The organism is Pontibacter populi, assembly GCF_040278685.1.
GTDB classification, from domain to species: domain Bacteria; phylum Bacteroidota; class Bacteroidia; order Cytophagales; family Hymenobacteraceae; genus Pontibacter; species Pontibacter populi.
The window spans coordinates 146,185-162,544 of the sequence record NZ_JBEOKT010000008.1; the positions used below are offsets into that span (position 1 = coordinate 146,185).

Below are 16,360 nucleotides of genomic sequence, written 5' to 3' on the forward strand. Positions count from 1 at the left end.
ATTTACTGTTGCTGGTAAAAGCTGGCGCTACTATGGCAATAACTCCCGACTACAACATCGACGAACTCGACGCACGTCAGAATATTATTATTAAAGGCGCACGTGTTCATAACCTGAAAAACCTGAGTGTGGCCCTGCCGCGCAATCAATTTATAGTTGTCACGGGCCTTTCCGGTTCGGGTAAGTCCTCCCTGGCTTTCGATACCCTGTATGCCGAAGGGCAGCGCATGTACGTGGAAAGTCTTAGCTCCTACGCCCGCCAGTTTTTGGGCCGTATGGATAAGCCCGATGTGGATTATATTAAAGGGATCAGTCCGGCCATTGCTATCGAGCAGAAGGTAAGTATTAAGAATAACCGCTCTACGGTAGGTACCAGCACCGAGATCTACGATTACCTGAAACTGCTTTACGCGCGCATAGGCAAGACGATTTCGCCAATCTCAGGTGAGGTGGTGAAGAAAGACACAGTAACTGATGTGGTGAACTTTGTTTTCTCTTTAGAGGATGAAGCCCGTGTGATGATTTTGGCGCCGCTGCTGCAACATAAAGATCGTTCGCTGGCAAAAGAGCTCGATCTGCTGTTACAAAAAGGTTATTCCCGAATTTATGCCAATGGAGAAGTTTACTTTATAGAAGAGCTGCTGGAACAGAAAAAGCCCAACCTCGGCAAAGAAGTTTACATCCTGATCGACCGTGCAGTAATCTATCAATCTGATGAGGACCTGCAGTTTAGAATTGCTGACTCGGTGCAGACTGCTTTTTTCGAAGGGCATGGCGAATGTCGCGTAAAGTATGGCGATGGCGAAGAACGCGTGTTCTCAGATAAGTTTGAACTGGATGGAATGGTGTTCGAGGAGCCATCGGTTAACTTTTTTAGTTTTAACAACCCCTACGGAGCCTGCCAGACCTGCGAAGGTTTTGGCTCAGTGCTGGGTATAGATCCAGACCTGGTAATTCCGGATAAAAGCCTGACCGTTTATGAAGGAGCTATTGCGCCGTGGCGTTCCGATAAAATGAACGAGTGGTTGCAGCCGCTGGTAAAAAACGGCATCCGCTTCGATTTCCCGATACATCGCCCTTACAACGAACTAACCGAAGCCGAACAGGAATTACTTTGGAACGGTAACAAATACTTCGAAGGCCTGAACGATTTCTTTAAACACATACAGGCACAGACGCATAAAATTCAGTATCGTGTTATGTTGTCTCGTTACCGTGGCCGCACTACCTGCCCTGAGTGCCGTGGTTCGCGTTTGCGCAAAGATGCCAGCTATGTAAAAGTAAATGGCAAAAGCATAACTGACCTTGTACTGATGCCGATCACACAGGTGCTTCCGTTTTTCAGGGATATCGAGCTTACAGAGCACGAACGAAATGTAGCAGACAGGCTCGTAATTGAAGTTGCAAACAGATTAGGTTACCTGCAACGCGTAGGCCTTGGCTATCTCACCCTGAATCGTTTATCCAATACCCTTTCCGGGGGCGAAAGTCAGCGAATTAACCTGGCCACATCATTGGGCAGTGCTCTGGTAGGTTCAATGTACATTCTGGATGAGCCAAGTATAGGTTTGCACCCGAAAGACTCTGAACAGTTGATTGGCGTGTTGCGCACACTACAGCAGTTAGGAAATACGGTTATAGTTGTGGAGCACGAAGAAGAAATGATGCGCGCCGCCGATCAGCTGATAGATATTGGGCCGGAAGCTGGCTCGGGTGGTGGTAACCTTATGTTTCAGGGTACTTTTGACGAGCTGGCTCAGAAAGGCGACACCTATACGGCCAAATACCTGAGCGGCCGCATGGAAGTACCTGTGCCAAAGCAACGCCGCAAGTGGCGCAACGCGATTGAGTTGATCGGTGCCCGCGAAAATAATCTGAAGAACCTTAGCGTAAAAGTGCCTTTGGGTGTGATGACCGTGGTAACAGGTGTGAGTGGCTCGGGTAAATCTACGCTTATCAAGAAAATTCTGGCTCCTGCTATGCAAAAGCTGCATGGCGCTACTTCGGAGGCAACCGGTAAGTTCGATAAACTGGCCGGCGACTATAATAAGATCAGACACGTAGAGTTCGTAGACCAGAACCCGATCGGTAAATCATCGCGCTCGAACCCGGTAACCTATGTGAAGGCTTACGATGCGATCCGTACACTCTATGCCGATCAGCCACTAGCCAAAGCACGTGGTTTTAAGCCGTCGCATTTCTCGTTTAATATAGAGGGTGGTCGTTGTGAAGTTTGCCAGGGCGAAGGTCAGGTAAAGATAGAAATGCAGTTTATGGCTGATATTTACCTGACCTGCGAAAGCTGCCACGGAAATCGCTTTAAACAAGTTGTACTGGACATCAAGTACAAAGAAAAAAGTATAGCAGAAGTGCTGGACATGACCATTGCCGACAGTATCGATTTCTTTGCTGACCAGCCCAAGATCATCGAAAAAATGAGACCTTTGAATGATGTAGGCTTAGGTTATATCCGGTTAGGGCAGTCGAGTAACACGTTATCCGGTGGGGAGGCGCAGCGTGTAAAACTGGCATCTTTCTTAACCAAAGGCGCACAGCCACACCAAGAAGATATCCTCTTTATTTTCGATGAGCCAAGTACCGGTCTTCACTTCCACGACATCAGCAAACTGCTCACATCCATAAATGCTCTGATAGAAAATGGCAATACCGTTGTCATCATCGAGCATAACATGGACATCATTAAGTCTGCAGACTGGATCATAGACCTCGGTCCGGAAGGTGGTACAAATGGTGGGTATCTGTTATTTGAAGGAACCCCGGAAGAGATGGCGAAGCTGGATGACAACCACACGGCACGTTTCCTGAAGGATAAACTATAATTTTGAACTATAACCGATAATTATAAAAAGCCGCAGTAACTACAAAGTTGCTGCGGCTTTTTGGTATTTTATCTCACTCCAACCCTCTCCTTTTGAAGAGGAGAGAGAGTATTTATACTATACCTCTTCATTTTTTCATCTCAAACAGCGTGAGAGATCTGGTATAGTTTAACCCACCCCTGCCCCTCCCGAGAGGGGAATTTCGGCTTTTGCTATAGTTGAGGTTATAGTTCTATAGTTGCAGCCTGTGAATGGACAGGTCGCGACCTGTCCCTACGGAACTACAACCACGATAAATCTCGAAGCTTACCGGTTTGAACTATAGTTTAGCTGTTGCTACGCGAAAGATCTCAGTCTTTGGGTTGAGCGCCTTGTGAATATCTGGTGCCGTCAGGCATTGCGAGGCACGAGCAAAAGAGATTCGCACAGCGCGATGCCCGAAGACGGGGCCTCCCGGCCGTGAGGGCACCAAAGCCGAATTGAAACTATAGGTTTATAGAGCTCCCAGGAGTAGAAGTGATTTGCAACTATGACTTGGTTAAAATCAAAAGAATTCAAACTATAGAACTCAGATTTCTCCTAACGTCGAATTGACAAATGAGTAACTATAGGACAGATATGATCCCTCGGATTCGCTCGGAATGACAATTAAAAAACTATAGAACGATAGCCAACCCCTTCCTCTGTTCTTAGGGAAGGCTGGGAAGGGGTAAATCCAGAAACTATAAAACTCCTCAGCTAACGCTTGCGTTACAAATTATACATCTCATAAACCATAAATTACTAACTTGCCGTAAAGCAGCGGAAGCTGTTAATCAACTATAAATTCATCATCAAACTATAAAACATGAGAAAACGAATTGTTGCCGGAAACTGGAAAATGAATAAGACCTACGAAGAAGCGCTGTCGCTTGTGTCGGAGATCGATAACATGGTGAAAGACGAAGTAACCGGCGATGTGACTGTAATTGTGGCACCTCCTTTCCCGTTCCTGCAAAGCGTGGGCAAACTTACCCAAGGCAATGACCTGATGTACCTTGCTGCCCAGAATGTGAGCGAGCACGAAAGCGGTGCTTATACCGGCGAGGTTTCGGCAAGTATGCTGAAGTCGGTTGGTACGGAGTATGTGATCATCGGCCACAGCGAGCGCCGCATGTACCACCACGAAGATGCCCAGACACTCTACAAAAAACTAAAGGCAACTATAGCTCAGGGTTTAAAACCAATCTTTTGCTGTGGCGAACCACTGGAGGAGCGCGATGCCGAGAATCATTTTGAGTATGTAGGCAAGCAACTGCTTGACAGCCTGTCGTACCTGAGCAACGAAGAATTTGACCAGGTGGTAGTAGCGTATGAGCCGATCTGGGCCATTGGTACGGGCCGCACAGCCAGCAGCCAGCAGGCGCAGGAAATGCACGCGTATATCCGTGAGCATCTTTCTAAAATGTTTGATGCCGAAGCTGCTTTTAACTGCTCTATCCTGTATGGCGGTAGCTGCAACCCGGGCAACGCCAAAGAACTATTCTCCCAGCCGGATGTAGACGGCGGATTGATCGGTGGTGCATCACTGAAATCAAGAGATTTTGCCGATATTATTAAATCGTTCTAATATTAAAATATAAGGAACCAGAAAGGCTGCTAATACATTATGTTGGCAGCCTTTTTTGTTGCCGCAAATCGTTATCTTTGAGTAAAATGTGAGTTATGCCTATTCTTTTCACTTTCTGGCTGGCACTTTTGCCTTTTCTTACCCCCGAAGCTCCCGCTCCGGATGCTGCTATAGTTGGCAACGATTATTGTAGAATTTATGGCTCTGTTTACCTGGAGCGCGATCCAAAGTACAGGAACGACGCCTCTCATACTGTTTTTCTGGGTGAAGACGAAGCATTTGTCGACATGGTAGTGTACCGCGAGAACAACAAACTCTTTGCGGATGCTACGGCTGTTTGGTATATTACACCTAGCAAGGCGTTTGCAGACCACATTTTATATGTAACCGATAACCGAAACCTGGCAGATATAACCGTGCATTTTACAACTGTGCGCTCATTTGCCGCTTGCCGCGAATAACACATACCATGGATTTTATAGAAGTAACTTTAGAAGTAAGCGCTGATTTCGCAGACATTTTTACTGCTGAGCTGGGAGAGCTGGGCTTTAATGCCTTTGAAGAAAATGAAGAAGGCTTTAGCGCCTACATTGACGAAGACAAGTTTAGCCAGGAAGCGCTGGAGGAAGTAGTAAACCGCTATGCCGGAATGGTGCAGGTAGAATATACTACCCAAAAAATAGAGCGCCAGAACTGGAACGAAGAATGGGAGCGCAACTTCGAGCCGCTTTTTATCGGCGATAAAGTGTCTGTTCGGGCATCGTTCCACGAGAAACCTGCCAACGCGGAATACGATATCGTGATCAACCCGAAAATGTCGTTTGGCACAGGGCACCACGAAACCACCACGCTGATGATCGAAAACCAACTGACACTGGACCACAAGGGCAAACGCGTTTTGGATATGGGTTGTGGCACTGGCATACTGGCTATTATGGCCGGAGAGCTGGGCGCCTCAGAAATTGTAGCTGTCGAGATTGAAGACTGGACCGTTGAAAATACCCGCGAAAATGCCGGACTGAATGGTTACGCAACTATAGATGTACGCCTGGGCGGTGCTGAAACGATTGAAGGTGATGAACCTTATGATATCATTCTTGCCAATATAAACCGAAACGTGCTTTTAGAAGATATGCCTGCTTACGTTGCCGTGCTAAAACCACAGGGATATTTACTGCTAAGCGGATTTTATACCGAAGACCTGCCAATGCTGCAGGAGCGGGCAACTGAACTGGGACTAACCTATTTGTCTCATCGGGTAAAGAACAACTGGGTTTCCGCGATATTTAAAAACAGCTAACACATTAACAGTACTGCTATGAGGTACAGACTTTTACCCTTATTATTTTTATTAACAACGTTTGCAGCGCAGGCTCAGAGCAAGTTCTCTAAAAAGCCTGACGAGTTTATCACCGAGGCCAAAGCGCTGATGGTTGCTGGCAAGCTGCCCAATGCCGAACAACTGAATGCCGAACTGGATGCTATCTGGAATGGTGGCAAGTTGACCGATAAGCAAAAAGACCAGGTAATAGATATCTCGCAGCAGATGTATCGTAAAAAGATGCGCTCTAACCCGCATTTTTCTGATTTCTATACCATGCTGGCGGCGGGCGTAAACAAGCACAACCTAAGCGGCAGCAGCCTGAACAACATGCTCGATGTAACCGCAAAAGCTGTTGATACCGAAGACATAGCAGGTTTAGGCAACTTTCTGAACACAAGTAAATTGTACCTGACCACAGACCGCATCTTCCAGAAACCGAACTATAGATTATATGCCACAGGCGGTAATTTTAGTTTTGTATATGAAGGTGCCAGTAAAAAAGCTGATGACAAAGAAGCACAGGGTTCAAGCGAGTGGGATAATATTTCGTGGGATGATGAAGTAAGTTCTGAAGAAGAATCTATAGATGATGGTTGGGGAGCTCCTGTTGTAAAGCCAAAATCTGCAGAGCAAAAGAAAGAAGAAGCTAAAAAAGCAGCACAACGCCGCAAAGAGAGCCTGAAGCAAATGTATATCCCGGCGCAGCCTGCTATATCCGGACCAACGCTGAAGCTTGAAAATGTTGACATTGTTTTCGCAACCAACTACGATTCTACAGCTATACACAAAACAAGCGGACAGTTAATGCTGTCAAAAGGCGTTTTTGTAGGCGAAGGCGGCTCTTACGACTGGGAAGCAGGTGGCAGCAAAGCGTCGGCTATTTTCAGGAAGTACAATTTTGATATAACCTTTGCTGGTTTTAAAGCCCCGGATGTTACGCTTACTTACGATGCCGTTTTATCTGAGCCGGTAGAAGGTGCTTTTGAATTCAGAAGTACAAAGCGCGGCGCGCAGGGCGAAAAGCTTTTCCCAAGGTTCGCGTCTTTTACAAACGATGCGAAAGTCAAAAGCCTGGGCGAAAGAATACGATATATAGGTGGCTTCTCGCTGGCCGGCGACCTTATAGGAAGCCGTGCTCTGGATGAAAGCTTATCCGAAATATCGGTGGTGGATGGCGGTAAACGCAAATTCAGTTCGCAGGCCCTTAACTATACCCTCAACGACTCAGTTATAGTTGCTTCGCGAGCAGCCGTATCCATCTACCAGGAAAAAGATTCTATCTCGCACCTTGCTGTGCAATTGCGCTATTCTAAACCGCTAAACCGCCTGGTGCTTACCAAAGACAAAGGACCTTTTAGCCGCACACCATTTTATGATACCTACCATGAAATGGAGATTGTGGCCGAACGTGTTGCCTGGGATCTGAATACACCATACATCAACTTCTCGGTTCTCAATACCAAAACTATAATCCCTGTTCAGCTGGAGTCTACGGAATATTATTCTAATAACAGGTTTCAGCAAATGGTGGGTATTGCAACGTTCCATCCGCTGCTGGCGCTGGTATCTTATAGCGCTAAAACCAAAAAGAATGAGTTCTATGCGTCTGATGTAGCCAAATTTAACAAGGTAAACGAGCAGGCCATTAAGCAGGCAGCCCACAATTTATCACGTGAAGGTTACCTGGAGTATGACAACGCGACCGGTTATATCGCGCTAAAAAAGAAAGCCTGGCTGTATGTGGGGGCTTCTAAAAAAGTGCGCGACTATGACCACATCGTGATCCGCTCTGTAGTTCCATCCGGACGAAATGCTACCCTTAACATGGATAACAACCAGCTGGAAGTACGTGGGGTAAGTAAAATTGCTTTCAACAACGATACGGCCAGTGTTTACATCGTGCCGGACAGCAGTATAGTTCGCATCCTGGATAACCGTAATATTGAGTTTGGAGGTAAGATATTTGCCAGCAGCCTCGCCTTTAAAGGTTCTAAATTCAAGTTCGATTACGATGAGTTCATGATCGATATGCAGCAACTGGATACTATAGCCCTGATTACAAGCAACCGGAAAGCAACAAGAGGCGAAGTTACAAACCAGGTGCTGACAAGCCGTTCTGGTAAGCTTACCGGTAAACTATACATCAACAAGCCTAACAATAAATCAGGAAAAGAATATTACCCGGACTACCCGAAATTTGATGCCCCGGTTGGTGCGCAGGTTACTTTTAACAGGCCCGATGTATTAGGTGGCGCTTACGACAGCACGGTTTACTTTGACATGCCGCCATTTAAACTCGACAGTCTGAGCTCGGGTAAAAATAACATTGGCTTTGAAGGTACTTTCCACTCGGGAGGTATTTTTCCGGCCATAAAAACAAAGCTGATCATGATGCCCGACCAGACGCTGGGCTTCTATCATCAGCCGCCGGCAAAAGGCTTGCCTGCTTATGGCGGTAAAGGCATTGCCTACGACACTGTAATGATGAGCTCGCAGGGAATCCAAAGCAAAGGAACACTTACTTATCTTACGGCAACCTTAGAAGCTCCGGAATACACGTACTACCACGATGCAGTCAAAACACAGAAAGGAGCCACAGCAACTATAAAAGAAGAAAAACTGAACGGCACGGAGTTTCCGGTGGCAACGCTCAGCAACTTCCAGATGAACTGGCTGCCTAAGGCCGACTCGATGTACCTGACGACCAACAAAGAACCTATGCTGATCTATAAAGAGAAGTATAAGTTTAAAGGTGTGGCCAAGTTATCGCCGGGTGGTATGTATGGTAACGGAGAGCTCGATAACCCTGTGGCAAACGTTACATCTCCGGAGTTCCTGTTCATACAGCGAAGCTTCTCTGGTAATAACTCACAGATGATCGCGAAATCGGATGTGCAGGTAAGGCCGGCTATAAAAGCACAGGGTGTGCAGTTTAACTACGACATGACCAAAGGTGCCGTGGATTTCGGTATTGAAAAAGTAGGTGCTGCAAGTATTGAGTTCCCGAGAGCGCAGTACAAAACATCTATGCGCAGTGCCCGCTGGGATTTTGCCACCGAACGCATTACCCTGCAGTCGGATAAGAACGGTAAAAACTACTTCTACTCGATGCACCCGGAACAAGACTCGCTTAACTTTATGGCGGGTAGCGGCGTGTACGACCTGAAGAAAAATACAATACTGGCTGGTGGTGTGCCTTACATTGCCGTTGCCGATATGTATGTGATCCCGGACAGTGGCAGAGTAACCGTATCAGCAGACGCAACTATACGTACGCTGCGTAACTCACGTATTCTCGCCGACTCGGCACAGCAGTACCATAAACTATACAAAGGTAACCTGGATGTAAAAGCACGGAAGTTACTGAACGGTACAGCTTACCTCGATTACCTGAACGCTGCCGAAGATTCGTTTAAACTACATTTCACTAACTTCACTTTCGATAATCCGCAGGGCAAACGCAAGCCAATTTATTCGTTTGCCACGGCCACTGTAGAGGAGAAGGATAAGTTTTACATTTTCCCGAGGATCATGTTCCGGGGTAAAGTGCTGATGCATGCAACCAAACCTTACCTGGATTTTGATGGCGAACTGAAACTGAACTTTACCGGAAACGAAGCTGCATCGGACTGGTTTGCATACCAGAAAGATACCCTGAACCCGACCAATGTCCGTATCCCGATCCAGAAAGCAAAAGCTGCCGATGGAACGCCATTACGAACAGGTATTCACGTTTCAGCGTCTACTGCCACATTATACAACACCTTTGTGTCGCAGAAACAGAACGAAGATGACCTGGATCTGTTCCTGGCAGATGGTGCTATCTCTTACAACAAAGCCAATACCGAATTTAAGATAGGACGCGAAGACCGTGCATATGCCAGTTCTTATCAGGGCAATGTGCTGCGCTACAGCGAGGCTACTAACAGGCTGCACTTCGAAGGTAAAATGAACCTGCTTAAATCTAACCGTAACTTTAAAGTAGAGTCTTCAGGCAATGGATCGGCTAACGTAGACAGCAGCCGCTATAACATAGATGCTTTTATGGCTTTTGACATGGAGATGCCGGAGCAGGCACTTCTGGCTATGGCAGAGCACCTGGAAGAAAACACCCAAAGCGCACCGGAAGCGCTGGATGGCAGCGATGCGACATACTATAAACTGGGCGAATTTATCGGTGACCGTGGAGTGCGCAAGTATATCAGCGAGTCAGGTGCAGGCCACATTCCATTGCCTAAAGTTGATAAATCGCTTATCCGAAGCCTGATATTGAATAAAGTGGATCTTAAATGGTCTAACGAGCAGAAGGCATGGTATAGCACGGGTAAAATAGGTGTTGCAAGCATTCTGAAGGAAGATATAAATGCGATGGTAGATGGCTACATGGAAATTAAGCAGGACCTGAACGGCGAGCCTACTATGAATTTATACCTGCAGGCAGATCAGTACACCTGGTATTATTTCAGCTACTTTGAGAATGGTTTAACCCTTGTGGCTTCGAACGATAAGTTTAATAAAGCAGTAAGGTCAAAATCGAAGCGTGGCCGTGGTACAACTACCAATTATGGCTTTTACCCGGGTGAGACCATGGATAAAAATATCTTCCTGGAGCACATGAGCAAAAATTACCTGGATGGAAAATCTGGTTTTAAGGTAGCAACACAACAACCTGAGATCGATTCTACAGACGATATGGAAGTGATTGATGAGGAGCCGAAAAAGGAGAAAAGACGGAAAAAGAAGAAGGGCGGCGAATCTGAGGAGGGACCAGAGCCAGGGTCAGATAACCAGTAACTATAAATATAGCGTATACCATTTATCAGGTGCCGGGCTTTAGATTTAAATTAAGAATTATCTATATTTGAGCTTCTAAAGCCCTCCACGTCTGCTAAACAGGGCAAAGTGGAAGCACCAGGCTAACGTAAAACAAGAATTCAAGATTGATGAACATACTTCTTATAGCTATACTTTTTGTAGCTGCTTATCTTATTGGCTCTATATGTACGGCTGTTTGGCTGGGTAAATGGTACTATGGTATCGATATCCGCAAGCATGGCAGTGGTAACTCCGGTGCAACCAATACCTTCAGGGTGTTGGGCAAAAAGCCGGGAACTATCGTTATGCTGATCGATATTTTTAAAGGCTGGGCTGCTACCTCGCTTGCCAACGTACTGCTTTTGTTCGATGCTATTCCTGCTGATAACCTGATCATCTTTCAGTTATTGATGGGTATGCTGGCTGTGGTAGGTCATATTTTCCCGGTTTACGAGCGGTTTAAAGGAGGCAAAGGCGTCGCAACGCTGTTGGGTATGATGCTGGCCATTCAACCTGAAGCAGCGCTGGTTTGCATTGTGATCTTTGTGGTAGTGCTGTTGCTTTCAAAATACGTGTCGTTAGGGTCTATGATAGCGGCGCTGGCTTTCCCGATGCTTTTGCTGCTGCACCCGCATTTTCACCCGGATAACCCGATCCTGATCATTTTCGGATTTATACTTTTTGCCATTGTTGTTATTACGCACCGCAAGAACATTAATCGCCTAATTGCCGGCGAAGAAAGCAAAGCCAACATTACCATTGGCCGCAAAAAGTAAAACAACTATAGCTGATGATCTTAAAATGCCACTCTTTACTGTAAGGGTGGCATTTTTTATTAACTTTAAGACAAACAAAAGTAAAGCTGATGAATAACTATATCTCCGAGAACAAAGACCGTTTCCTGAACGAGCTGCTCGACATGCTCCGTATTCCGTCGGTTAGCGCCGATCCGAAATTTAAGCAGGATGTATTGCGCACTGCCGAATTTGTAAAAGACCGCCTGAGCGAAGCCGGTGCCGATAAAGTTGAACTATGCGAAACTGCCGGTTACCCTATCGTTTACGGCGAAAAGATCATCGACCCAAGTTTACCAACTGTTTTGGTTTACGGCCACTACGATGTGCAGCCTGCCGACCCGTACGAACTATGGAACTCGCCCCCTTTTGAGCCGGTAATTAAAGATGGTAAAATTTACGCCCGTGGTGCTTGCGACGACAAAGGCCAGATGTACATGCACGTAAAGGCGTTTGAAGTGATGATGCGCAACAACGCCCTGCCTTGCAACGTGAAGTTTATGATTGAAGGCGAGGAAGAAGTAGGCTCTGCTAACCTGGCTACGTTTGTAAAGAATAACAAAGCAAAACTGGCAGCGGATGTTATACTGATATCAGATACAGGCATGCTGGGCAACGATACACCATCTATCACTACCGGACTGCGTGGCATGAGTTACCTGGAAGTGGAAGTTACCGGACCAAACCGCGATCTGCACTCCGGTTTATACGGTGGGGCTGTGGCTAACCCGATCAACATCCTTTGCCAGATGATCGCGTCGATGCACGATGAGAATAACCACATAACAATACCAGGCTTTTACGATAACGTAGTTGAACTGAGTGCTGAAGAGCGTGCTGAAATGGCCCGCGCACCTTTTAGCCTGGATAAGTATAAAAAAGCACTTGACCTGAGCGACATACACGGCGAAGAAGGCTATACCACTATGGAACGAAACTCTATCCGCCCGACACTGGATGTGAACGGTATCTGGGGAGGCTACATTGGGGAAGGTGCTAAAACAGTGATCCCATCTAAAGCTTTTGCCAAGATCTCGATGCGTTTAGTACCTGACCAGACATCTGAAGAAATTACCGAGAAGTTTACAAAGCATTTTGAAAGCATTGCCCCGGCCAGCGTTAAGGTTTTGGTTAAGCCGCACCACGGTGGTGAGCCTGTTGTTACACCAACCGATTCAGTCGCCTATAAGGCAGCATCAAGAGCTTACGAAGAAACATTTGGTGTAAAACCAGTGCCTGTTCGCAGTGGTGGTTCTATTCCTATAGTTGCCATGTTCAAATCTGAACTGGGCCTTGACTCGGTACTGATGGGCTTTGGCCTTGACAGCGATGCGATACACTCGCCGAACGAGAATTTTGGTGTGTTCAACTATATGAAAGGCATCGAAACGATACCGTTGTTCTATAAATACTATGCTGAAATGAGCAGGTAACTATAGATTGCCAACTATCAAAAATGCCCGGTACTACTTTAGCACCGGGCATTTTTGATTTAGCTGACTTATAGTTTAGTAACTATAGTTCTTAAATTATCTGGCTGATGGTATAGTTAAGCCTAATGTAAACATTATAGTAGAGTGACGTGCATTGGTTACATCACCATTAAAGTTTACGTCTTCGTCTACAAAGTCAGTTAAACTGCCATTATAACGAACGCCCAAGCTTAAGCTGTTGCCAAATGCAAAACCTACACCAGCGCCATAACCGAACTCAAACTCTTTCAGACCATCTTTGTCTTTCTCGTCGCGCGAAGAAGTCTCTTCTACATTATTAATGTAAGTCTTGGTCTCATTATTAACGCCTACCAGGTAAGAAGCCTGCGGGCCAGCCTCAAAGTATAACGGACCAGCTTTGATCTTTGCCATTACCGGCAGATCCAGGTAGTTATAGTTTACTTTACCAACTCTGCGGTAGGAATTGTTCGTGATCGGATCAGTTAATGTTACGTCAGCATTTTTAAAACCTTTCTGAGAGTAAAGTAACTCTGGCTGGATAGAGAAGAAGTTATCTACGATGCCAATGTTGTAGGTGATACCACCATGGAAGCCCCACTTGTTTTCGAAGTTATCTTCGTTATCCAGGTCGCCTGATAAATTGGACATATTTGCACCACCTCTGATGCCAAAACCTGATTGTGCCTGAGTTGCTGTAGCGCCTGCTAACAGCATAGCACCTATAATAAATAGCTTTTTCATATTCTTAAATTTTAGTTTCTGTTATCACTAACGAGCCTTATACGGCGATTATGATATTTTTAGATTTAGGTTTTTTACTATTTAACACGTTTGGTGTACAACTGGCTGAGTGTTAACTATAAAAAATTTGTTCACTTACCAATTGCACTGATTGCAATCAGATGACCCAATTACAACAACAATGCCAAAATATAGTTTAGCGCTATATAGGTCGGTTTTATATAGTTAGTTTTTTTGAGATGTATGTTTGGGGAGGGGCTATAAATAGTAAAAGCCTGACCGAAGCCAGGCTTTTTCCATAGTTTTAAGTTGTACTAAGGCAAATTATCTTGTTGTGAACGTGTAACCCAGTGATAACATAAATACATCGTTATACACTTTCGCATCACCTTCATCATTTAGTTTAGAGATATCTCCATTGTAACGCAGACCTAAGCTTACACCCAATGGAGTTGCAATTCCTAAACCGGCTGCATAGCCAAGTCCGGTTCTTCTATAGTCTGGTCCGGAACCGCCATCAAAGTCTACATTATCACCAACATTTATAGATAACTGTGGACCGAACTCAAAAAACAAAGGAGCTGCGTTAAAGCGGGCCAGTACCGGAACGTCTATATAATAAAGTCTCAGGTCAGCATCAGTAGCATCATTCTTAGCACCTTTCATCGAGAAAAGTAATTCAGGCTGTACCGAGAAGAAATTATCAGATGAAATCGGGAAGTTTGCTGTTAAGCCGGCATGTCCGCCAATAATTCTTTCGTATACATCGGGGGCATCATCGCCAGTTATATTTGAGTAGTTAGCACCAACTTTCAATCCTATTCCCACCTGTGCCTGCGCCGAAACGGTAGTTACCAGTGCGAAAACAAATAATATCAAGTACTTTTTCATTTTTCTAAATCAGTTTAGTTTTATCATACAAGCCGCTCAAGCAGCCCGATGTATGCCTATTACGCAGGGTTTTGATAAAAGTATAGGAAAACTATTGTGAATTGAGGCAGGAGGGTAACTGTGTGGGCAGATGTGTACCTGTAGCACTTAAACAAAACAACGCGACACCTTTTGTAGATGTCGCGTTGCATAAAATGTTTGTAATTAGCCGTTTATAGTTAGGCCAAAAATGCCTAAGCTGCCCAGCCCTCGCGGTCTAAACTACGGTACTGAATAGCTTCTGCCAAGTGCTCAATTTTTATTTCCGGTGAGTCGGCAAGGTCAGCTATAGTTCGGCTTACTTTCAGAATGCGGTCGTAAGCCCGGGCAGAAAGACCTAGTCGTTCCATAGCAGTTTTCAGTAAGGTTCTACCGGCTTCGTTTATCTGGCAAATGTCTTTTACCATCTGCGAGGGCATCATGGCATTAGAATGGATCTGCGGAAAATCTTTGAAACGGTCCTGCTGTACATCTCTGGCTTTAACCACACGCTCACGCACCGTCGTGCTGTCTTCCGATTTGCGGGTGGCTGTCATCTCATCAAAGGTAACCGGCGTAACTTCTACATGCAGGTCGATGCGGTCTAACAATGGGCCACTTACTTTATTTAAATACCGCTGCACTACGCCGGGGCCGCACACACATTCTTTCTCGGGGTGGTTATAGAAGCCACACGGGCACGGATTCATACTGGCTACCAGCATAAAGTTAGCAGGGAATTCGATAGATGTTTTTGCCCTGGATATAGTTACTCTGCGTTCTTCCAAAGGCTGTCGCATTACTTCTAACACGGTGCGTTTAAACTCCGGCAACTCATCCAGAAACAAAACACCGTTGTGCGACAAAGATATTTCGCCAGGCTGTGGTACACCGCCACCGCCAACAAGCGCTACATCAGAGATAGTATGGTGCGGAGAACGATAAGGGCGTGTAGTTAAAAGAGAAGAAGCTTCACCTAACTTACCTGCTACCGAATGTATTTTGGTTGTTTCCAGGGCTTCGTGCATGGATAGTGGCGGTAGGATAGAAGGCAGCCTTTTTGCCAGCATCGTTTTACCAGCACCCGGAGGTCCGATCATTATTAAGTTATGGCCACCAGCTGCAGCAATTTCCAGCGCACGTTTTATATTTTCCTGGCCTTGCACATCAGCAAAGTCAGCGGCATACTGGTCTACCTGGTTCTGGAACATTTCGCGGGTGTTTACCACCATCGGCTCAATCTCCAGCCTGTTATCCAGAAAATCTATAGCTTCCTGAATTGTTCTGACAGGTATTACATCGAGGTTGTTAACTATAGCAGCTTCGTTAGCATTTTGTGCTGGCAACATAATTCCCTTAAAGCCTTCTTTTCGGGCTTGTATTGCAATGGGTAGTACTCCTTTAATTGGCCGCAACTCACCATCTAACGACAGCTCGCCCATGATCATGTACTGAGCAACCTTATCCGAAGCTATCTGGCCTGAAGCTGCCAAAATACCCATGGCTATAGTTAAGTCATAGGATGAGCCTTCTTTGCGGATATCGGCAGGTGCCATGTTGATAACTACTTTCTGGCGGGGCATTTTATAGTGGTAATGCTTTAGTGCGGCCTCTATGCGCTGTTCGCCTTCTTTCACGGCGTTATCAGGTAAACCAACCAGGAAATATTTTGTACCGGCACTTACGCTTACCTCTACGGTTATAGTATAGGCATTTACGCCCTGCACTGCACTGCCAAATGTTTTAATGAGCATACCTGCTTTTATAAAGAAGTATAAACTTTGAAATAAGATTGTAGCCGAAACAGCTATAGTATATAATTAATTCCGGATAACAACTATAAAAATGAAATCCGGAGCAAATTAAAAAAGGTA

The 16,360-nt window shown here is 45.6% G+C and carries 10 protein-coding genes; 7 read left to right on the forward strand and 3 right to left on the reverse strand.

Going from position 1 to position 16,360, the window contains the following annotated elements; translation table 11 throughout:
* Window positions 1-32 precede the first annotated feature (32 nt).
* From uvrA to ABS362_RS11230, 7 genes are all read left to right on the forward strand, one after another.
* A complete protein-coding gene (gene uvrA, locus ABS362_RS11200; protein ID WP_350412567.1) occupies window positions 33-2,840 on the forward strand; it encodes an excinuclease ABC subunit UvrA in 2,808 nt (935 codons plus the stop codon).
* A gap of 847 nt (window positions 2,841-3,687) precedes the next feature.
* Window positions 3,688-4,449, forward strand: a complete 762-nt coding sequence (gene tpiA, locus ABS362_RS11205; protein ID WP_350412568.1) for a triose-phosphate isomerase — start codon at window positions 3,688-3,690, stop codon at window positions 4,447-4,449.
* Window positions 4,450-4,544: 95 nt separating this feature from the next.
* On the forward strand, window positions 4,545-4,910 hold the full coding sequence (locus tag ABS362_RS11210; protein ID WP_350412569.1) for a 7(1) septoil knot domain-containing protein: 366 nt from the start codon (window positions 4,545-4,547) through the stop codon (window positions 4,908-4,910).
* An 8-nt stretch (window positions 4,911-4,918) separates the two neighbouring features.
* A complete protein-coding gene (gene prmA / locus ABS362_RS11215) occupies window positions 4,919-5,749 on the forward strand; it encodes a 50S ribosomal protein L11 methyltransferase (RefSeq protein WP_350412570.1) in 831 nt (276 codons plus the stop codon).
* An 18-nt stretch (window positions 5,750-5,767) separates the two neighbouring features.
* Window positions 5,768-10,567: a hypothetical protein gene (locus ABS362_RS11220; protein WP_350412572.1), complete on the forward strand. Its 4,800-nt coding sequence runs from the start codon at window positions 5,768-5,770 to the stop codon at window positions 10,565-10,567.
* A 149-nt stretch (window positions 10,568-10,716) separates the two neighbouring features.
* Window positions 10,717-11,364: a glycerol-3-phosphate 1-O-acyltransferase PlsY gene (gene plsY / locus ABS362_RS11225; RefSeq protein ID WP_350412595.1), complete on the forward strand. Its 648-nt coding sequence runs from the start codon at window positions 10,717-10,719 to the stop codon at window positions 11,362-11,364.
* Window positions 11,365-11,453: 89 nt separating this feature from the next.
* Window positions 11,454-12,815: a dipeptidase gene (locus ABS362_RS11230; RefSeq protein WP_350412574.1), complete on the forward strand. Its 1,362-nt coding sequence runs from the start codon at window positions 11,454-11,456 to the stop codon at window positions 12,813-12,815.
* Between the two features lie 96 nt (window positions 12,816-12,911).
* On the opposite strand, the gene ABS362_RS11235 is transcribed toward ABS362_RS11230, so the two are convergent.
* The 3 genes from ABS362_RS11235 to ABS362_RS11245 form a co-directional block, all read right to left on the reverse strand.
* Complete coding sequence (locus ABS362_RS11235) at window positions 12,912-13,577, reverse strand: porin family protein (protein WP_350412575.1); 666 nt, start codon at window positions 13,575-13,577, stop codon at window positions 12,912-12,914.
* A gap of 324 nt (window positions 13,578-13,901) precedes the next feature.
* Complete coding sequence (locus ABS362_RS11240) at window positions 13,902-14,468, reverse strand: porin family protein (protein ID WP_350412577.1); 567 nt, start codon at window positions 14,466-14,468, stop codon at window positions 13,902-13,904.
* A gap of 233 nt (window positions 14,469-14,701) precedes the next feature.
* Window positions 14,702-16,240, reverse strand: coding sequence for a YifB family Mg chelatase-like AAA ATPase (locus ABS362_RS11245; RefSeq protein ID WP_350412579.1), 1,539 nt, complete (start codon window positions 16,238-16,240; stop codon window positions 14,702-14,704).
* Window positions 16,241-16,360 lie beyond the last annotated feature (120 nt).